At 69.1% G+C, this 22,205-nt stretch carries 21 protein-coding genes; 6 read left to right on the top strand and 15 right to left on the bottom strand.

Translation table 11 applies throughout. The features are described 5' to 3' along the window. Positions 1-56 precede the first annotated feature (56 nt). Together purN and QU603_RS03560 are read right to left on the bottom strand one after the other, a co-directional pair. Positions 57-644 carry a phosphoribosylglycinamide formyltransferase gene (gene purN / locus QU603_RS03565; RefSeq protein ID WP_308493115.1) on the bottom strand — a complete coding sequence of 196 codons (588 nt, stop codon included), beginning with the start codon at positions 642-644 and terminating at the stop codon, positions 57-59. Between the two features lie 51 nt (positions 645-695). Next, entirely contained in the window at positions 696-2,114 is a 1,419-nt protein-coding gene (locus tag QU603_RS03560; RefSeq protein WP_308493114.1) for a cell division protein PerM, read from the bottom strand. Positions 2,115-2,247: 133 nt separating this feature from the next. On the opposite strand from QU603_RS03560, the gene QU603_RS03555 reads away from it, so the two are divergent. Next, positions 2,248-3,711 (top strand): NCS2 family permease, encoded by a 1,464-nt coding sequence (locus QU603_RS03555; protein ID WP_308493113.1) that lies wholly within the window; start codon positions 2,248-2,250, stop codon positions 3,709-3,711. An 84-nt stretch (positions 3,712-3,795) separates the two neighbouring features. Here the strand turns inward: QU603_RS03555 and QU603_RS03550 are convergent, their stop codons facing one another. Together QU603_RS03550 and QU603_RS03545 are read right to left on the bottom strand one after the other, a co-directional pair. Then, positions 3,796-4,872, bottom strand: a complete 1,077-nt coding sequence (locus QU603_RS03550; RefSeq protein WP_308493111.1) for an ATP-binding protein — start codon at positions 4,870-4,872, stop codon at positions 3,796-3,798. Between the two features lie 27 nt (positions 4,873-4,899). Continuing rightward, positions 4,900-6,282 (bottom strand): hypothetical protein, encoded by a 1,383-nt coding sequence (locus QU603_RS03545; protein ID WP_308493110.1) that lies wholly within the window; start codon positions 6,280-6,282, stop codon positions 4,900-4,902. A gap of 90 nt (positions 6,283-6,372) precedes the next feature. On the opposite strand from QU603_RS03545, the gene QU603_RS03540 reads away from it, so the two are divergent. Further along, on the top strand, positions 6,373-6,783 hold the full coding sequence (locus QU603_RS03540) for a VOC family protein (protein WP_308493109.1): 411 nt from the start codon (positions 6,373-6,375) through the stop codon (positions 6,781-6,783). A gap of 33 nt (positions 6,784-6,816) precedes the next feature. Here the strand turns inward: QU603_RS03540 and QU603_RS03535 are convergent, their stop codons facing one another. The 3 genes from QU603_RS03535 to sucC form a co-directional block, all read right to left on the bottom strand. Continuing rightward, complete coding sequence (locus QU603_RS03535) at positions 6,817-7,257, bottom strand: nitroreductase family deazaflavin-dependent oxidoreductase (RefSeq protein ID WP_308493108.1); 441 nt, start codon at positions 7,255-7,257, stop codon at positions 6,817-6,819. 125 nt (positions 7,258-7,382) lie between these two features. Then, entirely contained in the window at positions 7,383-8,285 is a 903-nt protein-coding gene (gene sucD / locus QU603_RS03530; protein WP_308493106.1) for a succinate--CoA ligase subunit alpha, read from the bottom strand. A gap of 27 nt (positions 8,286-8,312) precedes the next feature. Beyond that, entirely contained in the window at positions 8,313-9,476 is a 1,164-nt protein-coding gene (gene sucC, locus QU603_RS03525; RefSeq protein ID WP_308493105.1) for an ADP-forming succinate--CoA ligase subunit beta, read from the bottom strand. 170 nt (positions 9,477-9,646) lie between these two features. On the opposite strand from sucC, the gene QU603_RS03520 reads away from it, so the two are divergent. Continuing rightward, positions 9,647-10,321 (top strand): TetR/AcrR family transcriptional regulator, encoded by a 675-nt coding sequence (locus QU603_RS03520; protein ID WP_308493104.1) that lies wholly within the window; start codon positions 9,647-9,649, stop codon positions 10,319-10,321. Positions 10,322-10,556: 235 nt separating this feature from the next. Here QU603_RS03520 and QU603_RS03515 read toward each other — a convergent pair whose 3' ends face one another. The 3 genes from QU603_RS03515 to QU603_RS03505 are packed head-to-tail and all read right to left on the bottom strand — an operon-like array spanning position 10,557 to position 13,005. After that, positions 10,557-11,240: an endonuclease domain-containing protein gene (locus QU603_RS03515; RefSeq protein WP_308493103.1), complete on the bottom strand. Its 684-nt coding sequence runs from the start codon at positions 11,238-11,240 to the stop codon at positions 10,557-10,559. Positions 11,241-11,262: 22 nt separating this feature from the next. After that, a complete protein-coding gene (locus QU603_RS03510) occupies positions 11,263-12,486 on the bottom strand; it encodes an IS256 family transposase (protein ID WP_308492704.1) in 1,224 nt (407 codons plus the stop codon). 39 nt (positions 12,487-12,525) lie between these two features. After that, on the bottom strand, positions 12,526-13,005 hold the full coding sequence (locus QU603_RS03505) for a hypothetical protein (protein ID WP_308493102.1): 480 nt from the start codon (positions 13,003-13,005) through the stop codon (positions 12,526-12,528). A gap of 238 nt (positions 13,006-13,243) precedes the next feature. On the opposite strand from QU603_RS03505, the gene QU603_RS03500 reads away from it, so the two are divergent. Further along, complete coding sequence (locus QU603_RS03500) at positions 13,244-14,287, top strand: ATP-dependent DNA ligase (protein ID WP_308493101.1); 1,044 nt, start codon at positions 13,244-13,246, stop codon at positions 14,285-14,287. Here the strand turns inward: QU603_RS03500 and QU603_RS03495 are convergent. From QU603_RS03495 to QU603_RS03480, 4 genes are all read right to left on the bottom strand, one after another. Continuing rightward, positions 14,239-14,745 carry a nitroreductase family deazaflavin-dependent oxidoreductase gene (locus tag QU603_RS03495; protein ID WP_308493100.1) on the bottom strand — a complete coding sequence of 169 codons (507 nt, stop codon included), beginning with the start codon at positions 14,743-14,745 and terminating at the stop codon, positions 14,239-14,241. The two genes, QU603_RS03500 and QU603_RS03495, sit on opposite strands and share 49 nt — an antisense overlap. A gap of 10 nt (positions 14,746-14,755) precedes the next feature. Beyond that, a complete protein-coding gene (ligD, locus tag QU603_RS03490) occupies positions 14,756-15,787 on the bottom strand; it encodes a non-homologous end-joining DNA ligase (protein ID WP_308493099.1) in 1,032 nt (343 codons plus the stop codon). Between the two features lie 71 nt (positions 15,788-15,858). Next, the gene (locus QU603_RS03485; protein WP_308493098.1) at positions 15,859-17,094 is read right to left on the bottom strand and encodes an SseB family protein; all 1,236 of its coding nucleotides are present in this window, start codon (positions 17,092-17,094) and stop codon (positions 15,859-15,861) included. A gap of 85 nt (positions 17,095-17,179) precedes the next feature. Continuing rightward, positions 17,180-19,618, bottom strand: a complete 2,439-nt coding sequence (locus QU603_RS03480; protein ID WP_308493097.1) for an ATP-dependent helicase — start codon at positions 19,616-19,618, stop codon at positions 17,180-17,182. Positions 19,619-19,706: 88 nt separating this feature from the next. On the opposite strand from QU603_RS03480, the gene QU603_RS03475 reads away from it, so the two are divergent. Then, positions 19,707-20,138 (top strand): VOC family protein, encoded by a 432-nt coding sequence (locus QU603_RS03475; RefSeq protein ID WP_308493096.1) that lies wholly within the window; start codon positions 19,707-19,709, stop codon positions 20,136-20,138. A gap of 7 nt (positions 20,139-20,145) precedes the next feature. Here the strand turns inward: QU603_RS03475 and QU603_RS03470 are convergent, their stop codons facing one another. Next, on the bottom strand, positions 20,146-21,123 hold the full coding sequence (locus QU603_RS03470; RefSeq protein WP_308493095.1) for a hypothetical protein: 978 nt from the start codon (positions 21,121-21,123) through the stop codon (positions 20,146-20,148). Between the two features lie 350 nt (positions 21,124-21,473). Here QU603_RS03470 and QU603_RS03465 point away from each other — a divergent pair, with 350 nt between their 5' ends. Further along, positions 21,474-21,896, top strand: a complete 423-nt coding sequence (locus QU603_RS03465; RefSeq protein ID WP_308493094.1) for a DUF8738 domain-containing protein — start codon at positions 21,474-21,476, stop codon at positions 21,894-21,896. Positions 21,897-22,205: the final 309 nt, after the last annotated feature.

The raw sequence follows: 22,205 nt of genomic DNA, 5'->3' as shown, positions 1-22,205 counted from the left end.
CTCCTGGTTCGTCGATGAGTTCTTCGGTGTGCGGGTTCGGGGTTCGGTGCGCGGGGTCAGGGTTGCGCGGTCAGGTCGAGTTCGCCCGTGGCCACGCGGCGCACCACGTCGATCAGCAGTCGCCGTTCGACGGGCTTGATGCGCTCGTGCAGGGTGTGCTCGTCGTCATCCGGGAGCACCGGAACACGCTCCTGGGCGATGATCGGTCCTGCGTCGACCCCGTTGTCGACGATGATGACACTTGCTCCGGTCTGCTCCGCGCCGGCGGCCAGCGCATCGCGCACTCCGTGCGCGCCGGGGAACTCGGGCAGGTACGCGGGGTGCGTGTTGATGATCCGGGGGGCCCAGGCATCCACCAGCGTCTGCGGCAGCAGCCGCATCAGCCCCGACAGGACGATCAGCTCGGGGTTCCACACCCGCAGCTGCGCGTCGAGTTCGGCGCCCCATTGCTCGCGGGTCGCGTACCGCGTGTACGGCACGGTGAAACTCGGGATGCCGAAGTCATCGGCGTGAGCCAGTCCGTCGGCCTCGCGGTCGGCGCCGACGACGACGACGCGGGCGGGAAACGACGGGTCGTCTGCGGCTTCGAGCAGCGCCCGCAAGTTCGAACCGGTGCCCGAGATGAGGACGGCGACGTTCAGCACCTTCTCAGTCTACCCGGGGGTCGCCTGCCCTCTGAAAGACATTGCACGCGGTCAGAATCGGTCGTCGAACAGGCCCGGATCGATCGGTGCGGTCTCGGTGTCGTCCTCCGAGAGGGGGGCGGATGCCGGTGCCCGGCCGAACGAGGCGGGCCCGAGATCCAGCGGCTCGGTCACGTTCTCGTCGCCCGCGTGCATCGCGGGCGCGCCGTCTCGCGCAGGTTCGCCGGACGCGCTCGCCGTCCGGGCCACCGTATCGGAGAGCGCCGCAGCCGACGCGCCGCGCGGCTCCGGCCCCAGCAGCACGATGGCCGCGCCGATCAGCACCTCGACGCCCACCGCCAGCGCGACCGGTCCGGGCTGCGGGCCCAGCCGCGCGAGCCGGTCCGGACCGAATGCCCCCGAGGCCGCCCATGCCAGCAGCGCGGCACCGCCGGCCGACAGCAGGGCCGTGGACGCCGCCGCCGCCGCACGCACACCGAGGTCGCCGGCGGCGGCGTCGCGCATTCCGGCGCGCAGCGCCGCGCCGGCCAGAGCACCGGCGGCGATGGGCAGCAGCACCATCACCAACAGCCATGGCGAGGTCGATTCGGGCAGCGTTCCCAGGGCCGGGATGCCGGGGACCACACCCAGCTGCGTCCCGGCGGGAGAGACCGCGGTGCCCACGCCGACCGAGAAGCCGGGACCTGCCACGAAGGAGAGGCCCCACACGAGCAGCGTGGGCACGTACAGCAGCTGCGCGAGTGAGACGAGCACCAGCCCGATCGCATCGAAGTTGCCCGCCTGGTACAGGGCCACGATCTGGTCGCCGCGCAGCACGAGGGCGGCCAGGACAGCCGCAGACCCCAGCCCGATCAGCGCGGTCAGCACGATCGCGGCGCCCCGCAGCGCCAGCGCCGGCAGATCGGGCCACGCACCCGGCAGGTCATCGATCAGCTCACGCGCACGACCGATGACGCCGTGGTCGGACGGCCAGGCCGCCCAGATCGCGCAGACCGCGACCGGCACCCCGAACACCAGCAGCGGCGAGAGGACCGCCTGCCATGGCGCCATCCCGGCGATCGCGTTGCGGCCGGTGAACCAGACGGCTGCGGCGAGGATCGTGAAGGTCGCCGTACCCGATGCCGCACCGACCCACGGCGCCCCGCTGCGGCCCGCCCGCAGCCCCGAGCGCGCGGCGCCCCACACGGCGAACGCGGCGAACGCCAAAGGCGCGAGCGAAACGGTGAACGACGCGGCCGCATCCGGAATGCCTGCGGCGGCCAGATACTGCGCCGGCAGGTGCACGTCCAGCGCGACGAAGTGCCCGAGCAGCCAGACCGACGCGGTCGCCGGCCACAGTGCCGCCCAGTCCGTGGCGCCCATCCCGAGCACCCACAGCACGGTCAGCGGCGCGAGCACCACGACGATGCCGACCACCGCGACGACGGACGCGTCGAACGCGGCGAGCAGGGCGACCAGAAGGCGATGCATGGGCGCAGTCGACACTAGCCGCAGCCGCGGCATCCACCCCCGCGGGCACGCCCGCGAGCGAGAACTCGCGCCGCTGTCTGGGCGGATGCTGTGAACCACCGCCGATGACGCTAAGTTTCTTTCGGAGGCCCCCATGAGCACAGCGACGACCCCGGACGAAACCGCCGAGCAGGAACCCACACCCAAGAACGCGTTCGACCGCTTCTTCGAGATCACCAAGCGCCATTCGACCCTCGGCACAGAGATCCGGGGAGGCCTGGTCACCTTCGTGACGATGGCTTACATCGTGATCTTGAACCCGATCATCCTCGGCGGCACCAAGGACGTCGTCGGCAACGTGCTGCAGACCCAGCAGGTGGCCGCAGTGACCGCGCTGACGGCGGGGATCATGACGATCCTGTTCGGCCTGATCTCACGGCTGCCGTTCGCGTTCGCGGCGGGCCTGGGCATCAACTCGTTCCTGGCAGTCAGCGTCGTCGGTCAGCTGACCTGGCCCGAGGCCATGGGCCTGGTGGTCATCAACGGCCTCATCATCGTGCTCCTGTCGGCCACCGGGCTGCGGCGCATGATCATGGATGCGATCCCCATGGAGCTGAAGATCGCGATCACGGTCGGCATCGGCCTGTTCATCGCCTTCATCGGCCTGGTCGACAGCGGACTGGTCACCGCGACCGGGCTGGCCTCACCGCCGGTGGGCCTGGGCATCGGCGGCTCGATCGCCACCGTCCCGGTGCTGATGTTCGTGCTGACGCTGCTGCTGGCCGCCGTGCTGATGGCCCGCAAGGTCAAGGCCGCGCTGCTGGTCGCGCTCGTGTCGGGCACCGTCGTCTCGATGATCATCGAGGCCATCTGGCACATCGGCGCTCGCGGCGACAAGAACCCCGGCGGCTGGGGCATGTCGGTGCCGACGCTGCCCGGTCAATGGCTGAGCGTTCCCGACCTCGGCCTGGTCGGCCAGGTCGACCTGGTCAGCAGCTGGGGACGCATCGGCGCCATCGCCTGCATCATGCTGGTGTTCACCCTCGTGTTCACGAACTTCTTCGATGCGATGGGAACCATGACGGGGCTGGCCGAAGAGGCCGGTCTGTCCGACGGCAAGGGCAACTTCCCGCGGCTGAAGTCCGCGCTGATCGTCGAAGGCGTGGGCGCTGTCGTCGGCGGTTCGACCTCGGCCTCATCCAACACGGTGTTCGTCGAATCCGCGTCGGGCATCGGCGAGGGCGCGCGCACCGGGGTGGCCAACCTCGTGACCGGCGTGCTGTTCCTGCTGGCGATGTTCCTCACCCCTCTGACCTCGATCGTGCCCAGCGAGGTCGCCGCGGCCGCCCTGGTCGTCGTCGGCGCGCTGATGATGTCGCAGATCCGCCGCATCGACCTGCGCGAGATGTCGGTGCTGGTCCCCGTGTTCGTCACGATCGTGATCATGCCCTTCACCTACTCGATCGCCAACGGCATCGGGGCCGGGTTCATCGCCTGGGCGATCGTGCGCTCCCTGTCGGGCAAGGCGCGCCAGGTCAGCCCGCTGCTGTGGATCGTCGCTGTCGGGTTCATGATCTACTTCGCACGCGGGCCGATCGAACAGCTCATCGGCGGCTGACCCGCACGCATCGGCGCAGACGCGGCATCCCGGTCATCGACCCGTGGATGCCGCCTCCGCGTGAGGCGGCAGTCCGGGACGCTCTCAGCGCACCGGCACCGCCACGTCGCTGCCGCCCTCGAGCGTGAGGCGCGTGCCCATCTGCACGAGCTGCGGTTCGGGTGCGAAGCCGCCCGCGAACAGGGCCTGGCCCTGCGCGAACCCCGGCGAGCGCTGCAGCAGTTCTTCGGGAGCGAACCCGAAGATCTGACCGAGTTCATCGAGGTCGCGCGAAGAACTCATCTTCATGAGCGCCAGGTTGTCGCACTGAGAGATCACATTGGGGTGCAGCTTCGAAGGGCGCTGGGTCGACAACAGCAGCCAGATGCCGTACTTGCGGCCTTCGGCGGCGATCTGCACGATCCGGTCGCGCACAGCGCGCGCGAGCGGCGTGTCGGCCTCAGGCGCGGCGAGATTGTGCGCCTCGTCGATGACGATCAACCGCGCGATGCGCTCGTGCCGCTGCGCCCAGAGCCGGTCGAGCACGGCCAGAGCCGTGGTCTGCAGCTGCGCGGCGGACCCGAGACCGCCGAGGTCGACGACGGTCGCGTCGGCCTTCTCGTCGATCACCTCGGTGACACCGCGGTTGCCCCAGGCCCACAGCTCCCAGTCGACGATGCCGAGGTTCTCCAGCCGCATCGCGATGCGCGGGAACAGGGGATCGTCGCCTTCGCGCAGCCACTGGATCAGCGGCCGGTCCAGCCCCAGCACAAGGGCGCTGTCCAGGCGGAGCATGGCGTTGAACTCCTCGGCGTCCAGCACCGGGTCCAGCTGCAGCACCGCCGCGCGCGAGCGCATGTCCATATCCATGAAGCGCACGCGCAGCGGGTCGTCACCATCCATGCGCAGGACCCGGATGTCGCGGCTCGCCAGCTGCGCGGCCACATCAGCCGGAGCATCCGGGCGCACCGCGTTCAGCTTCACGAAGTCGGAGTTGGGATCGAGCACGACCAGCGGCAGGCGCGTGTGCAGCAGGATCTGCTCGAGCAGCACCCCGAGCGCATAGGTTTTGCCGGAGCCGCTCTGCCCGCACCAGAACGTGTGACGGTTCAGCCGCGGCGCGCGCAACGTCGCAGTCGTGGCGGAATCCAAGCGCGTGCCGATCGTGAACTCGTTGCTCATGCGCTCATCGTAGAGGCAACCGACGGCTCAGAGCCCGGTGTTCGGCGCGCCCGCGTCCTGGCTGCCCTCCGCCGCCGGACGACGAAGCAGCTCGATCAGGATCACGGCGACCACGATGCACACCGCCGCGATGACCACAGCGGCGGTCGAGACCGGCCGCGAGGCGAACACGGCGAGCGTGGCGATCACGATCACCGCGATCAGCACCGGAGCGCGCCAGCGATCGAGCCATCGCCCGACCCCGCGCGTGTCCATCCCGTGCGCGTCGAAGAATCGCCGTGCGTGGGCGAAGAGGCCGTCCACCGCCCCGCGTGTCGTTCGCGCCGACGAGGACCGTCCGGCGATCCAGCCGCCGATCATCACGAGCACCGACAGCATGACCAGGGCTGCGATCGTCGAGAACATCAGCTCGGTCAGCTGTCCGAAGACGACCCTCGCGGTGGCGGCCGGCATGAGCGAGGGGCTCACGCTGCCCACGAAGAACAGGCGTCCGGTGCCCAGCCCTGCTGCCAGCAGCAGCAGCGCGATGGCGAAGCCCGCCCCGGTCCAGGCCACCGCCCGCATCCGGTTGCGGGCGACGACCAGACCCAGCACGACCAGCCCCAGCACGGCCCAGGGCAGCCAGTAGCCCGCGGCGACGGCGACCTGGTACAGCGTACGGATCAGCACGAGCGAGTCGGACGTCGTGATCGGGATCGTCTTGTCGATCTTCGGAATCATGTCGGCGATGCCGATACCCTGCTTGTGCAGCGCGGCTTTGACCTGGTCGACGACCACCCCGAGGTCGATCGACAGGGTGCCGTTCTCGTCCAGGTCGATCGCGGTGCCCGGCTGCCCCTGGATGATCGCGATCGCGCGGGAATGCGCCCGGCGCAGAGACTGCTGCCAGATGTCGGCGAACGCCGGCGAGGCGACGAGCTTGGTCACGGTCTGATCGATCAGGGACTGCACTCCCTGCTTCGCCGGCACCCGCAGCAGCCCGAGCGCGGCCTTCGCCCGCGGCGGCAGGTTCAACTCGGCGAGCCCGTCGAACGCGTTGTCGATCATCCCCGAGATGTCGAGGTTGTCGTTGATCGCCGTGATCGCCTGGTCGGCGACGAACGACTGCACCGCGGGGTCGTCGGCCAGCGGGGCGAAGGTCGCGACGAACCGATCGGTGTCGACCAGCTGCACACGCACCCACGTGCCCAGCACGGCGATCGGCACGAGCAGGGCCGCCAGCACGATCGCCACGATCGACACCGGGGTGCGCCAGCGCCTCTTGGGCGCCCGAGGTTCTGGTGCGGCCGATGCCGCGACCGTGCCGTCTGCGACCAGTGCCCGGTTCTGCGCCTCCAGTTCGGCGATGCGCTCACGCAGCGCGGTCAGTTCGTCCCCGCCCGCCATACGACCCCCTCCGTCGGGTGCCATGCTGGCACAGAGTATCGGCCCGGCGCAGAAGATCACCCCGTGCAGGTGAGCGCTGTTCGCGTGTCCGTCGGGCATGCTAGCGTCGCGCAGATGACCGGTCTCACCCCGTATCTGTACTTCGACGGCACAGCACGACAGGCGCTCACCTTCTACCGGACGGTCTTCGGCGGCGAGATGGGGCTGAACACCTACGCCGAGTTCGGCCGTGACGACGGCCCCGGCGACGCCGTCGCCCACGGCATGCTGAACGGGCCCGTCAGCCTGTTCGCCTCCGATGCGGCGGGCGGTGAGTCCTCGGTGGGTGGGCCGGCAGCCGCCGGCAGCGGCATCCTGCTCGCTCTTCTGGGCACGGCAGAGGGACCCGAGATGGAGCGCTGGTTCGCCGCCCTGTCCGAGGGAGGGGTCGTCGACGACCCGCTGCAGCAGCGCCCCTGGGGCGCACACGACGGCCGCGTCACCGACCGGTTCGGCGTGCGCTGGCTCCTCGGCTACGAGGATTGAACCCGCCCCGGCAGACGGATGCGCCGCTGGGCGTCAGTCCTCGATCGGGTCGAGCACGAACACCGCGATCAGACGGTCGGTCTTGGTCGCATAGTCCGCATACGGGGGCCACGCCTCGACGGCGCGTTCCCACCACTGGTCACGCTCCGTGCCGGATGCCTCGTGCGCGAGATAATCCTTCTTCACGGCGCCGTCCTGCAGCTCGACGTGCGGATTCTTGCGCACGTTGCTACCCCATTTTGGCTCTTTCGGCGCGCCGCCCTTCGATGCGACGACCGCATAGTGCCCATCGTGTTCCACGCGCATCAGCGCCGTCTTGCGCAGCGCTCCGGTGGATGCGCCCACGGTGGTCAGCACGATGATCGGCCTGCCCTTCATCGTGTTCGCCTCGGCGCCCGCAGTCGCCTCGAACGTCTCGGCCTGCGTGCGCGCCCACTCCGCCGTGCTCGGCAGGTATTCTCCGGTCAATCCCATGACCTCACGCTACCGCCGCCGCAGCGTGGAGGCGCCGCGACCGCGGCCAGACCACGACAAGAGGCGGATGCCTCGACGGCCGCACGATGTGCGGGTCGAGGCATCCGCCTCTCGAAACGCCCTGCCTACAGCGCGGTGATGATCTCGCGCATGAGAGCGGCGGTCTCGCTCGGAGTCTTGCCGACCTTCACGCCGGCGGCCTCGAGGGCCTCCTTCTTGGCCTGCGCGGTACCCGCCGAACCCGACACGATCGCGCCGGCGTGGCCCATCGTCTTGCCCTCGGGCGCGGTGAACCCGGCCACATAGCCGACGACGGGCTTGGTCACGTGCGCCTTGATGTACTCGGCCGCACGCTCTTCGGCGTCGCCGCCGATCTCGCCGATCATGACGATCGCCTGGGTGTCGGGGTCGGCCTCGAACGCGGCCAGCGCGTCGATGTGCGTCGTGCCGATCACCGGGTCGCCGCCGATGCCGATGGCAGTGGAGAAGCCCAGGTCGCGCAGCTCGAACATCATCTGGTACGTCAGGGTGCCCGATTTCGACACCAGACCGATCGGGCCCTTGCCGGTGATGTTGGCGGGCGTGATGCCCACCAGCGCCTCGCCGGGCGTGATCACACCGGGGCAGTTCGGGCCGATGATGCGGGTCTTCTCGCCCTTGCTCTTCGCGTAGGCCCACGCCTCGGCGGTGTCGCCGACCGGCACACCCTCGGTGATGACCACGAGAAGCGGAATCTCGGTGTCGATGGCCTCGATCATCGCATCCTTCGTGAAAGCCGGCGGCACGAACGCGATCGACACGTCGGCCCCCGTCTTCTCGATGGCTTCGGCGACGGTGGCGAACACGGGCAGCTCGACGGCGTTGCCGTCCTTGTCGGTGTGCGAGACCGTGGTGCCCGCCTTGCGGGCGTTCACGCCGCCGACGACGTTGGTACCGGCCTTCAGCATCAGGGCGGTGTGCTTGGTGCCCTCGCCGCCGGTGATGCCCTGGACGATGACCTTGGAATCCTTGTTGAGGTAGATCGACATTCTCTTGTCCTTAATCTCGTCGCAGGCTCAGGCGTTGGCCAGCTCGGCGGCCTTGTCGGCGCCCTCGTCCATACCGGCGGCCGAGGTCACCAGCGGGTGGTGGGCAGCGGCGAGGATCGCACGGCCCTCTTCGACCTGGTTGCCGTCCAGCCGCACGACCAGTGGCTTGGTGGCGGCGTCGCCGAGGATCTCCAGCGCCGTGAGAATGCCCTGCGCGACGGCCACGCACGACGTGATGCCGCCGAACACGTTGACGAACACGCTCTTGACCTGCTCGTCACCGAGGATGACATCCAGCCCCGCGGCCATCACGGTGGCCGAAGCGCCGCCGCCGATGTCGAGGAAGTTCGCCGGCTTCACGCCGCCGTGCTTCTCTCCCGCGTACGCGACGACGTCGAGGGTGGACATGACCAGGCCCGCGCCGTTGCCGATGATGCCGACCTGCCCGTCGAGCTTGACGTAGTTCAGGTCGTGCTGCTTGGCCTTGGCCTCCAGCGGGTCGGCGGCCGACGCGTCTTCGAGCGCCTCGTGGTTCGGGTGGCGGAACGCCGCGTTGTCATCGAGCGACACCTTGCCGTCGAGCGCGATGATGTCGCCCTCTTCGGTCTGCACGAGCGGGTTCACCTCGACCAGCGTCGCGTCCTCGCCCTTGTAGACGTTGAACAGCTTGACGAACACCTCGGCGACCTTGGGCGCCAACTCGTCGTCGAACTTCGCCGCCTTGGCGATCTCGAGCGCCTTGGCCGAGTCGATTCCGGTCAGCGGGTCGACCTCGACACGGGCCAGGGCCTCGGGCTTCTCGACCGCGAGCTGCTCGATCTCCATGCCGCCCTCGACGCTGGACAGCGACAGGTAGGTGCGGTTGGCGCGATCCAGCAGCACCGAGAAGTAGAACTCGCGGGCGATGCGCGCGCCACCGGCGACCATGACGCGCTTGACGACGTGGCCCTTGATGTCCAGGCCCAGGATCGTCTTGGCGGCTTCGTACGCCTCGTCGGGGTTCTTGGCGACCTTGACGCCGCCGGCCTTGCCTCGGCCGCCGGTCTTGACTTGGGCCTTGACGACGACCACGCCGCCGAGCTTCTCGGCCGCGGCCTTCACTTCTTCTGGGGTGTCGGCGATGATGCCGGGGAGCACCGGCACCTCATACTGTTCGAACAGGTCTCGTGCCTGATACTCGTAGAGATCCACGTGCGATCCTTCGTTGGGACGAATGCGGGATGACGAGGCGAAAACGTCTCGATGTCGAGATAAATCGACCAATCCCCCAGCCTACTACCCGCGTCTGTGAGTCCCTGACCCGACGGCATGTGCACCGCGGGATGCCGTGGGCTGCGGCATCCCGCGACTAATCTCGTACCATGCCCACGTCATCGAGCGCTGCACGTCCGCACGCCGCGGTCATGTCCGCGGCACTCGACCTGTTCGCGCAGCAGGGGTTCGAGTCCACGAGCGTGGAGCAGATCGCGCAGGCGGCGGGGATGTCGCGCTCGACGTTCTTTCGTCAGTTCGGCGGCAAGGACGACGTGATCTTCGCCGACCACGAAGTGCTGCTGGCGATGCTGCGCGACGATCTGTCCGCACCCCACGACAACCCGTGGACGGCGGTGCGCGACGCCTCACTGAAGGTGTACCGGCACTTCGCCTCGGACCCCCAGCTCGCCCGCCGCCGCTACACGGTGGTGCGCCAGGTGCCGGCGCTGCGCGAACGCGAGATCGTGACGGTCTTCCGGTACGAGCGGCTGTTCGACGAGTATCTGCGCGGAGCGCTGCCCGGACTGGATCCGGTCGATGCCGTCAGCTTCGCCGCGACCGTCACCGCGATCCACAACCATGTGCTGCGCAGGCTGATCCGCGGGTCCAAGCGCGTGCCGACCTCGGTGCTGCGCGACGCGCTGAACGACGCGATGCGTCGGTTCGGTGTGCTCGAAGAGGATGCCGAACCCGCCCCCGACGACATGCTCGTCGCCGTCTTCCCTCGCCGGATGCCGGCCGCCGAGGTGGCCCGTCGCCTGCAGCACGATCTGGAGCGCTGACTGCCGGGAGACGCTCCGCCCCGCCGTCGACGCCCCGCACTCGACGCCCCGCACTCGAACTTCGGTCGTCACTCGTTACCGCCGACCGCACCCAAACCGGTCACAAACGCCGACTGAACTCGCTCCGCCCCGGCCGCAGCGCCGAATGTCGAGTCGGCACTTGTTACCGCGCGACAGCTCCACACCGGTCACAAGTGCCGACTGAAGACGGGGCGCGCACCGGCTGCAGGCTGGATCATCGCGAGCGTTCGGCCAGGGCGGCGCGAACGCGCGCGATCAGCACGCCGGGGTCGCCGAACACCGCAGACTTGCTGACCCGCACGACCCGCCAGCCGACCGCTTCGAGCCGCGCATAGCGATCGATGTCGTCCTCCCACTGTGCGTCGGTGTTGTGGTGCGTGCCCTCGTACTCGATCGCAATCCTCAGACGCGGATACGCCATGTCCACCCGGGCGACGAAACGGCCGACCGCGTCGAAGACGTCATGGTCGAGCACCGGCTCGGGCAGCCCCGCGTCGATCAGGGTGAGGCGCGTCCACGTCTCGGGCCGCGACGCTGCACCCGTTCGCACGAGCGGAAGCGCAGCGCGCAGGTCGGCGATTCCCGCCCGGCGCCCGGCATCCACTGCCGTCACGAGATCTGCGATCGTGGTCAGCGGCGGAGCCACCTTCTGCCACGGCCGCGAATGCGGCGGGCGCCGGATGTGCGCGAACGCGTCGGCGATCGCGACCAAATCGTACACATGCAGCCGCATCGCGCCGGTCATCGCCCACGTGGATGCCGGGGTCGCCACGCGAAACCCGTGCACCGGATGCTGCTGCTGAGCCGCCATTGCGGGCCTGACCGCGTGCGCCCGCACCCCGGCGACGCGAGGCGCCCGGTGGGTGACGTCCCACTGGTTGGTGGAGTTTCTCGACACCGTGCGGGATCAGCTTCTGTGATTATGCCGCGTTGAGTTCGGGGATGGCCACCTCCTCGGCTTCGGCGAACAACAGCTTCATGGAGTGCTCGGAGAAGTAGCGGCGGTCGGCGCCGTCCCATTCGTCGTGCTGCTCGATCAGGACGTGCCCAGCGAGGCGCAGCAGGGCGGCGGGGTTGGGGAATGTGCCGACGACGTCGGTGCGACGTTTGATCTCCTTGTTGAGCCGTTCCAGGGGGTTCGTGGACCAGATCTGCCGCCAGTGCTGTTGCGGGAACCCGCAGAACGCGAGGATGTCATCCTTCGCGTTCTCGAGCATGTCCGCGATCTTCGGGTGGGAGCGGGTGAGCATCCGGACGACTTCGTGGAACTGCGTGAACACGTGCTCGGTGTCGGGCTGGGCGAAGATCGTGCGGATGATCGACGCGACCATCGGCCCCGACGCTTTGGGAACGTTCGAGAGTACGTTGCGCATGAAATGGACCCGGCACCGCTGCCACGCGGACCCGGCGAACACGGTCTCGATCGCCGAGATCAGACCCGTGTGAGCGTCGGAGATGACCAGCTTCACACCATCCAGACCGCGTGCTTTCAACGATCGGAGGAACGTGGTCCAGAACGGTTGCGATTCGGTCTCCCCGACCTCGAACCCGAGGATCTCGCGGCGTCCGTCCGCGGCGACGCCGATCGCGACGACCACCGCCTGGGACACCACCCGCCGTCCGACCCTTGCTTTGCAGTAGGTCGCGTCGAGGAACACATACGGGTAGGTCGTGTCCGCCAGGGGCCGGTCCCGAAACGCGGCGACGTCCTCGTCCAGGTTCGCGCAGATCCGCGACACCTCGGACTTGCTGATCCCGGTATCCGCACCCAGCGCCTTCACCAGATCATCGACCTTCCTCGTTGAGACGCCGTGGACGTACGCCTCCATCACCACCGCGAACAGTGCTTGATCGACCCTTCGCCGGCGCTCCAGCAGCGACGGGAAGAACGACCCCTGCCGGAGTTTCGGGATCCGCAGTTCCAGATCCCCAGCCGTCGTGGACACGGTCTTCGGGCGGGATCCGTTGCGCTGAGTCACCCGGCCAGCGGATCGCTCATACGGGGCCGCGCCGATGAACGCGGCCGCTTCCGCATCGATCAGCTCCTGATAGAGCGTTTCGGTCGCGACACGGATCCGGTCAGTGACATCGGTGAGTTTCAGTTCCCCGAGGAGCTCGAGGAGGGCAGACTGGTCTAGAGCCATCGTGCTTTGTGTCTTTCTGTGAGTGACTTTGATCGGTACTCACTGACCATCGCACGATGGCTCACCCACGTCTACGACGCAGACCAACCCATCGGAATCTCCACCACCCCAGGGGACGTCACCCGCCCGGTGCGGCCACAACACGCTGACATCGAGGATCTCAGGGTCGAACACGACGCGCCCCGCCGCGGTCGCAGCGTCGAACGCGAGCAGGCCACGCGGGAGCGGCGCACCCCACGCCACAGCCGCGGTGATTCCGGAGTAGAACGCCCCCGGCTGCATCACCGGAGCGTACTGTGCGGCGCGTTCCAGCACGCGTCGTGCCTCGGCACTGCGCGAATACGCCCGCTTGCCGTCTTCGGCGGCATCGGCGATCAGTGCGGCTCCGACGATCGAACGCGCTCCGCGAAATGGTCGCTCGAGGTCGCGCCGCCGCAGCCGCGCAGCCGACACCCCCTTGCGCCGCGCATCGACAACGCCGAACGCGGCGCCCAGTCCGGGAGGCATCTCGTCCGTCATGACGCCACCGTGGCACAACAGCGCAGACCGCCGTCGGAGTTGTCCACAGGTGAGGGATGCCTCGTCCCGACGCCGTGCGCCGACGCGCGGCCGCGCCCAGCCGTTGCGCCGTCTCAGTCGGCACTTCTGGCCATCTCGGCCGCACTGAACAGTCACAAGTGCCGACTCGAACCGCGCCGCGGGCCGCACCGCGACGGTGCCACTGTCGCGCACGGCCGACGACGGGCAGGATGGACCCATGCCGCACAAGATCCCCGCGCCGATGCTCGCGAAAGCCGTCCCGGCTGTGCCGGCAGCCGACAGCGTCCCCGGTGGGCTCAGCTACGAACCCAAATGGGATGGCTTCCGGGGCCTGATCTCCTGGGACGGCCAGACCGCCGAGATCGGCAGCCGCGGCGCCAAGCCGCTCACCCGCTACTTTCCCGAGCTCGTGGCGACCCTCGCCGAGCAGCTGCCCGAGCCGTGCCTGCTCGACGGCGAGATCGCCGTGCCGACCGGCGAACCGGGGCGGCGGCACCTGGACTGGGAGGCGCTGAGTCAGCGCATCCACCCGGCGGCCTCCCGTGTCGCCAAGCTCGCCGTCGAGACCCCCGCGATGTTCATCGCCTACGATCTGCTCGTGCGCGGCGACAGGGATCTGCAGAGTGAACCGTTCGAGGTGCGCCGCACCCAGCTCGAAGAGCTGTTCACAGGCCTGCGGCATCCCCTCCACCTCACCCGCACCACCCGCGACGCCGACCTCGCCCGCCGCTGGCTCGACGAGTTCGAGGGCGCAGGGCTCGACGGGGTCGTCGCCAAGCCGCTGGCACAGCCGTACGCGCCGAACAAGCGCACGATGTTCAAGATCAAGCACGCGCGCACCGCCGACGTCGTCGCACTCGGCTATCGCATCCACAAGTCCGGAACAGGCGTGGGCTCTCTGCTTCTCGGCCTGTACACCGATGACGGCGCACTGCTGAACGTCGGTGCGGTGTCGGCGTTCAGCGATGCACGCCGGCGCGAACTGGTCGACGAGTTCGCGCCGCTGGTCCAGCGGGATGCCGAGGGCAATGCGGTCACCGCAGCCACCGACAAGTCCCGGTTCAGCGGGAACAAGGACGTGTCGTTCGTGCGCCTGCGGCCTGAGCGGGTGCTCGAGGTGCGGTACGACCAGCTGGAGGGCATGAGGTTCCGTCACACCGTTCAGTTCGAGCGGTGGCGCCCCGACCGCGAGCCGCGCTCGTGCACGTTCGATCAGCTCGAGGTGGTCTCATCCTTCGACGTCGACGAAGTGCTGACCTGACCGGGCGTGAACTCGACGAGCGGGATGTACGCGTCGCCGCCGGCGGCGTAATCCATCGCGCCTTTCAGCCGCTTCCACCCCGCGGGATGCTCCGCCGCATACCGCTCCAGCCCCGCGGCCGACTCGTCTCTGTCGAGCAGGCGCACGTGCGCCGGGACCCGCCGGGCCCGCCCCGTGCTGAGGTACGCCACCCCGTTGGCCTGCAGGTTGCGGTACCACTGCGCCTTCGTGCCGAACCCGGACGCGACGACGAGGCGGTTGCGACCGCGCTCGGCGACCTCGACCACGACGAAGCGCGGCTCGTGCGATGTGCGCCCGAGGTGCTCGATCATCACGAGGCGTCTGCCGAAGATCCACCCCCATCCTGAGCGGTACAACGCGATCGGCGCGCGCACCAGCCACTGCGTGCGCAGCAGTGCCGCGATCGTGCGGTCGAGGAATCCTGCCTTTCCTGTCACCGTTCCTCCCTCATTCGGCGTCGTCGGTCTTCTTCGCACGGCTGGGCTGCACGCGTGGCGGCTCACCCGGCATCTTGGGGAACTCGGGCGGGAACGGCAGCTCGCCGAGCCCGTCGGCGACGTCGCGCTCCCACCACTGCAGCAGCGTGTCGATGCGGCCGGGTGCGGCGGCGAAGTCGTGCCACGGGTCGCCCCGCTCGGCCAGCCGCTGTGCCGTCGTGCGCACCGTGAACGCGGCGGGATCGACCGTGGCCAGCTCGTCCCACGTGATCGGCGTCGACACCGTCGCCCCGGGCAGTGCGCGCGGGCTGTAGGCGCCGGCCATGGTGCGGTCACGGTTGGCCTGGTTGAAGTCGACGAAGATGCGCGCCCCGCGCTGTTCCTTCCACCAGTCGACGGTGACCCGGTCGGGCATGCGCCGGGCAAGCTCTCGCGCGGCGGCGATCACCGCGTGCCGCACGTCGAGGAACTCGGAGGCCGGCACGATCGGGCAGAACACATGCAGTCCACGACTGCCGCTCGTCTTCACCCAGGCATCCAGCCCCGCCTCGGCCAGCACGTCGCGCAGTGCGGGCGCCACCGCCACCGCATCGGCGAAGTCGGTGCCCGGCTGGGGGTCGAGGTCGATGCGCAATTCGACGGGGTTGTCGGTGTCGCCGGCCAGCGATGCCCACGGGTGGAACACGACGGTGTTCATCTGTGCGGCCCACACGGCCGTCGCGATCTCGGTGATGACGAGCTGTGGATGCCGCCGCCCGCTGTTGTAGGTCACGGAGACGGACTCGACGTAGGGCGGTGCGCCCTTCGGCGGATTCTTCGAGAAGAAGCTCTCGCCGTCGATGCCGTCGGGAAAGCGCTGCAGCGACACCGGCCGGTTGCCGTTGGCGGCCAGGAACGGCTCGGCGACGGCGAGGAAGTATTCGGCCAGCTCGCGTTTGGTGATGCCGACCTCGGGCCAGATCACACGGCTCGGGCTCGAGACCCCGACCTCGCGATCGCCGTCGGGGCCGGGCACGGTCAGGATGATGCGCTCTGAGGCCATGCGGCCCAGGCTAACGCGCACCACCGACGTGCGACAGAGTCACCTCCGGCGCGGTCGGTGCAGCGGACCGGTCAGGCGCGCGCGGCGTCGCCGTCGTCGGTTCGGGATGCCTCAGACTCGCCGCCGTCTGCAGCGTCCGCCGGGTCTGCGGCTTCGTCACCCTCGTCGGCGATCTGCTGCTCGGCGTCGGGCTCGGGCAACGCCATCACGGGGCCGAGGTCGGCGCGATCCAGCCGCATCCACGGACCAGCCGGGTCGACGACGACGCCGCTCAGACCCTCGTCACCGCGCAGCGCGGCGCCCAGCTGGGCCGGCGCGAACGGCGTCGGGCGGTCGCCACGACCGAGGGCGACGACTTCGAGAGGGTGTGAGAACACCGGAAGAATGCGCTCACCCTGCTCGGTGTGCGACTCGGCCACGCCCCAGTCGTCGTCCTCCGACGCACGGTTGACGGCGATCCACAGCGGCACCGAGGCCAGCGCCTGCGCCACCTCGGCGGTCGTCTCGGGCGTGCGGGGGCTGGTCGTCACCAGCCGCTTGAGGGTGAGCGTCGTGTCCATCTCGGCGAACATCCGCTCGATGAGCGCGCGCGGCAGCACGACCGAGGCCGGAGCCGACGCGTGATCGACCATGATGCCGGCGAACTGCCCTTGCAGCACGTATTGCAGGATGGCGGGGGATGCCTGCCCCATCGCCGAAGTCGCCGTGTCGCCGTCGGCGTTCACCGCCGCGGCCAGCGCCTCGCCAGAGCTGTAGACCATCACGTACTGGCCGTCATCGCGCGTGGCGATCGCCAACGGCAGCTCGGCACCCGCGCCGACGAGCTCTTGCGCGTTGCCCTTGACCCGCAGGTACGCGTTGCCCTGCAGCAGCTGGCGGGCGACGTTGAGGATCTCGTGACCTTCGGGGTTCTCCCCCAGCGCAGCAAGCGCCGCGCGCAGCACGACGTTGTCCGGCAAGCCGGGGATGCTCTCGCTGGGCGGCGGGGCCTCCCCGGTCAGAACCGCAGGCGACACGGCCGGAGCGGCCGCGTCGGCCGGAGCGCTCGCTCCGAAACCGCCGTACGACGACGTCGAGATCCCGACCTGCGGCACGGATTCGGCGGCTGCGGCATCCTGGCCATCGGCATCGTCTGCGACGCCGCTCGACGCGCCCGCGGCCTCGCCGGGCGTCACGGCGGCATCGTCGGGCGTCGCGTTCTCAGCGGGCTGCGCCGACGGGTCGGTGGACGTCTCGTCCGCCGCCTCTGGGGCCGCAGGAGAGGCCTCGGTGCCGGTCGTCTTCGAGCCACGTGAGAAAAGCGCCATTGTCCAACCCTAACCCGGCGGGCGCCGTCGCCCGATCCGTCTTCGCCCTGTGCGGGTGGGGGAAGAACCCTCGACCCACGTTCTTCTAGAGTTTCTCGATCGGTGCGATCTTTATGAGAAGTTTCTTCGCCCCTGCCGCATCGAACCGCACGTGCGCGACGCGTTTCGCGCCCTCGCCGGTGACGGCATCCACGATGCCCTCGCCGAAGTCCTCGTGCCGGATGCGGTCGCCTGACGCCAGCTGCATATCGCCGTTGTCGCGCACACGTGCGGGAATGCGGTTCGCGAACTTCTCCATCGACGTCGACTTCGGCTTCAGAGCCGGGATGTCGTCGCCGCGGCGCTGCCCCCAGGGTCGCCTGGCGTTCAGCGCCCGCGACTGCGTGCCGCCGCGCGAGTTCACATCACCGGGCGACTGCCGCCAGTCGATCAGTTCGGGCGGAACCTCTTGCAGGAAGCGGCTGGGCATGGCCACCGACACTTCGCCGAACTGCGCGCGCGTCATCGCCAGCGTCAGATACAGTCGCTGGCGCGCACGGGTCACGCCCACATAGAACAGGCGTCGCTCTTCGGCCGGTCCCCCCGGTTCACCCGCCGAGATGCGGTGCGGGATCAGGTCTTCCTCCACACCGGTGAGGAACACGGCGTCGTACTCGAGACCCTTCGCCGTGTGCAGCGTCATCAGCGAGACCGTGCCCGATGCGTCATCGAGGCCATCGGAGTCGGAGACCAGCGCCACCTCGGTGAGAAAGTCCAGCAGCGTGCCCTCGGGGTTGTTGCGGGCGAACTCACGTGCGACGGCGACGAACTCGTCGAGGTTCTCCAGCCGCGCCTCGTCCTGCGGGTCACGGCTCATGCGCAGCGCGTCACGGTAGCCGCTCTTCTCCATCAGCAGCGACAGGCCCTCGCCCACTGCCGTCGGCGGGGCGACCTCACCCGACGAGGGCAGCATGATCTCGGATGCCTCGGCCAGCACCGCGTCCAGGCGCGCCACGGCGGTCTGCAGCTTCGGTCCGAGCCCGATCGCCGAGGCATTGGCCAGAGCATCCCGGAACAGGATCTGCTCGGAGCCGGCGTAGCGGGCGATGGTCTCCACCGTCACGTCGCCGATGCCGCGCTTGGGCTTGTTGATGATGCGGCGCAGGGCCATCTCGTCGGCCGGATTGGCGACCGCCGTCAGATAGGCCAGGGCGTCTTTGATCTCGGCCCGCTCGTAGAACCGCGTGCCGCCCATGATCTTGTAGGGGATGGCCGCGCGGATGAAGATCTCTTCCAGCGCACGCGACTGCGAGTTGGTGCGGTAGAACACCGCCATCTCGCCGTACCCCTTGCCCTGCCCGCGCAGAACCTCGATCTCATCGGCGACGAACTGTGCCTCGTCGTGCTGCGAATACCCCGTATAGCCGACGATCTTCTCGCCGGCGCCGACATCGGTCCACAGCCGCTTGTCTTTGCGGTCGAAGTTGTGGCTGATCACGGCATTGGCCGCGCTGAGGATGTTCTGCGTCGAGCGGTAGTTCTGCTCGAGCAGAACGACCTTGGCGCCCGGATAGTCGCGTTCGAACTCGGTGATGTTGCGAATGTCGGCACCGCGGAACGCGTAGATCGACTGATCGGAGTCGCCGACGACGGTCAGCGACGCCGGCTCGAGCTCGGGCGCCTGTTCGGGCTCGAAGATCATCATTCCGCCGGCGGCGTACGGCTCGGCGGCCCGACCGACCACCGGTTTGGTGAGCTCGTGGATGAGCGCGTACTGCGCGTGGTTCGTGTCCTGGTATTCGTCGACGAGGATGTGTCGGAACCGCCGGCGGTAGACGTCGGCGATGTGCGGGAACGCGCGGAACAGGTACACGGTCTGGCCGATGAGGTCATCGAAGTCGAAGGCGTTGGCCTTGCGCAGCGCGCGCTGGTAGTCGCTGAACACCTCGGCGAATTTGTGCTCGGCGGGGTCGGACATGTTCGCGTCGCGTGCGAACGATTCGGCATCGGCCAGCTCGTTCTTCAGCTTCGAGATGCGGCTCTGCACCGACCCGGGCGTCAGGCCGAAGGCATCTGCCTCGTGCTCTTTGACCAGGCGCTTGATCAGCGCGCGCGAGTCGCCCGAGTCATAGATCGTGAACGACTTCGTGAACCCGAACTGCTCGGCCTCGCGTCGCAGGATGCGCACGCAGGCGGAGTGGAAGGTCGAGATCCACATGCCCTGCGCGTGCTGCCCGATCAGCTGCTGCACGCGATCGCGCATCTCGCCGGCGGCCTTGTTCGTGAATGTGATGGCCAGGATCTGGCTGGGCCATGCCTCCTTGTTGCGCAGCAGCGACGCGATGCGGTGGGTGAGCACGCGCGTCTTGCCGGAACCTGCGCCGGCCACGATCAGCAGCGCCCGCCCGCGGTAGACCACGGCCTCGCGCTGCTGTGGGTTCAATCCCTCGAGCAGATCGGCGTCGGGGCGGCTCGTGCCGGCGCCGGAACCTGCGCGCGGGCCGGTATCGCCGCCGACGATGATGGGCGTGGAAGCATCGGTCATGGCCCTTCGAGTCTAGGCGCGCGCACCGACACCGGCCGTCGCAGGGAGCCGCGCCAGGATGTCGGCGGCCGCGCTTAGAGTTCCCCGTATGGATGCCCGCATCACCTTCATCACTCTCGCCGTCGCCGACCTGGCGGCCTCGCGCCGCTTCTACGTCGACGGCCTCGGCTGGCAGCCCGCATTCGAGGCCGAGGGCGAGGTGATGTTCTTCCGGGTCGGCCCGACGATCATGCTGTCGCTGTGGAGCCGCGCGGGCTTCGAAGCCGAAGTCGGACCATTGCCGCCCGGTGGCGGCATCCCGCCCCTCGCGCTGGCCCACAACATGCCCGACACTGCCGGGGTCGACGCCGTGATGAGGGATGCCGCGGCCGCCGGTGCCCAGATCGTCACGCCCGCCCGGCAACGGGACTGGGGCGGGTACTCCGGCTACTTCGCCGATCCCGATGGGTTCCGGTGGGAGGTGGCATGCAACCCCGGGCCGCTCGGGGTCGAACTCATGCAGGCGGCAGGGCTGGTGTAAGCAGACCTCAGCGCAGAACCGGTCGGCGCACGGCATCCCACCGCACGGCGAGCAGCGCGCCCACGACGAACACCACGAGTCCGGCGACCACCGCCAGCCAGGCGGCCCCGGTCGGGACCTCGATCTGCAGAGCGACGGCGAGTGCGCTGACCAGTCCCGACGGCATGAGGTCGGTGCGATCGCTGAGCAGCGTGAGCGCGCGGTCGAAGCCCGTCGTCACGACCGCGATGGCCCCCACTGTGCCGGCGGCTCCCACCGCGCACAGCACGGCCCCGACGCCGCGTCTCGCGCCGAGCTGCGCGAACAGCGACCACGCCGCCGCCACGAACAGCCAGAGAAAAAGCGCGACCGCGACGGTGACGTACAGTCCACGCGCCGCGGCCAGTTGCCAGAAGGCGTACCAGTATCCGCCCGGTCCGTCGATGGCGAGGGCGATGAGGGTGACCGTGCAGCGGAGCATCACCACTCCCCCGACGGCCGCCATCACCGGCCACGGCGAGCGCCCGCGCACCACGATGCGCAGCGCCAGGGCGAACACCGTCCACGCACCGATGACGATGGCGAGCCGCATCCATCCCACGAACGAGGACTGCACCGCCCGCGTCGCGATCAACAGCGCCACAGGCACCGCGAACAGCAGCCAGCGGTCCAGCAGCAGCATCCCCAGCGTCGACTCGCGCGCCCGCCATGGCCTGGTGGATGCGAGCCACGTCGCACGTGCCGCGGCAGCACCGGGGCGCGCCACGAGGCTCGTGCGCGCTGACAGGATCCCGATGAGCACCCACGCGAGCGCAAGCACGAGGAGAATCCGGGCGAGCCACGCCATCGTCCGGTCGGCGGGGGCGATCGGCTCGGGCGATGCACCACCGGTGAACGGGTGGTCTTCGATCGCACCGGCGAGGACGACAGCGGCACCGGCGCCGAGCGCCAGCAAGAGAACGACGAGGACGAGCGCGAGGATGCCACGTCTGCCCGCCGTCGTCATGAATCGAGTTTACCGGGCGCCGGCGTCACCACTCGAACGCGGTCACACCGTGCACCTGCACACGGGACGCGGCACGAGGCAGCGGGTGCGGAACGAGACCGCGGACGCAGAACGAGCCAGCGCGACCCGGAGCAGCAGACGCACAACGAAACCGCGGATGCCGAATGAGATCGCGCGCGCAGGGGCCGCGTGCCCCCGCGCTACCCAAATCGGCATCCGCTACCGCAAAAAACAGGGTCGAACGCAGAACAAGGCAGCGCGACCCGAACAAGCAGCCACAGAACAGGTGCACCCAGTGGATACGCACGCAGACCGCATACTCTGGCGGAAAGCAGACGAAGGAGCCGCCGATGACTGTTCGTCACTGGGCGCCGGCCGCCGGCATCCTGGTTCTGATGCTCACTGGATGCGCGGGAGGTATGAACACGCCCACGGATCAGCCGACGCCGCCCAGCCGGAGCGAACCGTCAACACCGCACGCGACGCCGCCAAACCCGTCGATCGTCCCGTCAGCGCGATGGGCGGCGATTAAGGACGACCTCGTCTCTCGCGGAGTGCATGGCGCACCCGCCCTGGTCTCGGCCGAAGCCGTCACCTGGCGAAGCGGCGCGCTGGGCTGCCCGCAACCGGGCATGCAGTACACCCAGTCGCTGATCGACGGCATGCAGGTGATCGTCGAAGCCGCCGGCAGACGATACGACTACCGGTTCGGCACGAGCGACAAGCCGCTGCTGTGCGAGGGGATGCACACCCCGCGGTCCACGAACCGCTGAACGAACGATGTCTCTCGCTCCGCCGCGGTCCGATGCTCTCGTGCGGTGTGCGAGCATACTTGCGATGGACAACGCCGACATCGAAGAACTCCGCACGCTGCGCGCCCGCGCGTATGGGCCTGCTCCCGACATCGCGAACGATGCAGTCGCCGTGCGCCGCCTCGCCGAGCTCGAGACCGCCGCGCGCGCCGCACGACCTCGGTCGGCGACGGTGAATCGGGATGCCGCGGCCAGCGCGACCACGTCGTCGACGGCGGCGGCGGCAGTGGCGGCGGCCACGGCTGCTGCATCCGTCGTCCCGCCGGGCCG

Origin of the sequence: Microbacterium terrisoli (assembly GCF_030866805.1) — a bacterium.
In the GTDB taxonomy this organism is placed as follows: Bacteria; Actinomycetota; Actinomycetes; order Actinomycetales; family Microbacteriaceae; genus Microbacterium; species Microbacterium terrisoli.
This window is presented reverse-complemented; position numbering and strand designations above follow the sequence as displayed.

Excerpts from the sequence above, each read along its gene's own strand:
- QU603_RS03560 (WP_308493114.1), bottom strand. The coding sequence starts at position 2,114 with ATGCATCGCCTTCTGGTCGCCCTGCTCGCCGCGTTCGACGCGTCCGTC.
- QU603_RS03555 (WP_308493113.1), top strand. The coding sequence starts at position 2,248 with ATGAGCACAGCGACGACCCCGGACGAAACCGCCGAGCAGGAACCCACA.
- QU603_RS03550 (WP_308493111.1), bottom strand. The coding sequence starts at position 4,872 with ATGAGCAACGAGTTCACGATCGGCACGCGCTTGGATTCCGCCACGACT.
- QU603_RS03545 (WP_308493110.1), bottom strand. The coding sequence starts at position 6,282 with ATGGCACCCGACGGAGGGGGTCGTATGGCGGGCGGGGACGAACTGACC.
- QU603_RS03540 (WP_308493109.1), top strand. The coding sequence starts at position 6,373 with ATGACCGGTCTCACCCCGTATCTGTACTTCGACGGCACAGCACGACAG.
- QU603_RS03535 (WP_308493108.1), bottom strand. The coding sequence starts at position 7,257 with ATGGGATTGACCGGAGAATACCTGCCGAGCACGGCGGAGTGGGCGCGC.
- sucD (WP_308493106.1), bottom strand. The coding sequence starts at position 8,285 with ATGTCGATCTACCTCAACAAGGATTCCAAGGTCATCGTCCAGGGCATC.
- QU603_RS03520 (WP_308493104.1), top strand. The coding sequence starts at position 9,647 with ATGCCCACGTCATCGAGCGCTGCACGTCCGCACGCCGCGGTCATGTCC.
- QU603_RS03510 (WP_308492704.1), bottom strand. The coding sequence starts at position 12,486 with ATGGCTCTAGACCAGTCTGCCCTCCTCGAGCTCCTCGGGGAACTGAAA.
- QU603_RS03505 (WP_308493102.1), bottom strand. The coding sequence starts at position 13,005 with ATGACGGACGAGATGCCTCCCGGACTGGGCGCCGCGTTCGGCGTTGTC.
- QU603_RS03500 (WP_308493101.1), top strand. The coding sequence starts at position 13,244 with ATGCCGCACAAGATCCCCGCGCCGATGCTCGCGAAAGCCGTCCCGGCT.
- ligD (WP_308493099.1), bottom strand. The coding sequence starts at position 15,787 with ATGGCCTCAGAGCGCATCATCCTGACCGTGCCCGGCCCCGACGGCGAT.
- QU603_RS03485 (WP_308493098.1), bottom strand. The coding sequence starts at position 17,094 with ATGGCGCTTTTCTCACGTGGCTCGAAGACGACCGGCACCGAGGCCTCT.
- QU603_RS03480 (WP_308493097.1), bottom strand. The coding sequence starts at position 19,618 with ATGACCGATGCTTCCACGCCCATCATCGTCGGCGGCGATACCGGCCCG.
- QU603_RS03475 (WP_308493096.1), top strand. The coding sequence starts at position 19,707 with ATGGATGCCCGCATCACCTTCATCACTCTCGCCGTCGCCGACCTGGCG.
- QU603_RS03470 (WP_308493095.1), bottom strand. The coding sequence starts at position 21,123 with ATGACGACGGCGGGCAGACGTGGCATCCTCGCGCTCGTCCTCGTCGTT.
- QU603_RS03465 (WP_308493094.1), top strand. The coding sequence starts at position 21,474 with ATGACTGTTCGTCACTGGGCGCCGGCCGCCGGCATCCTGGTTCTGATG.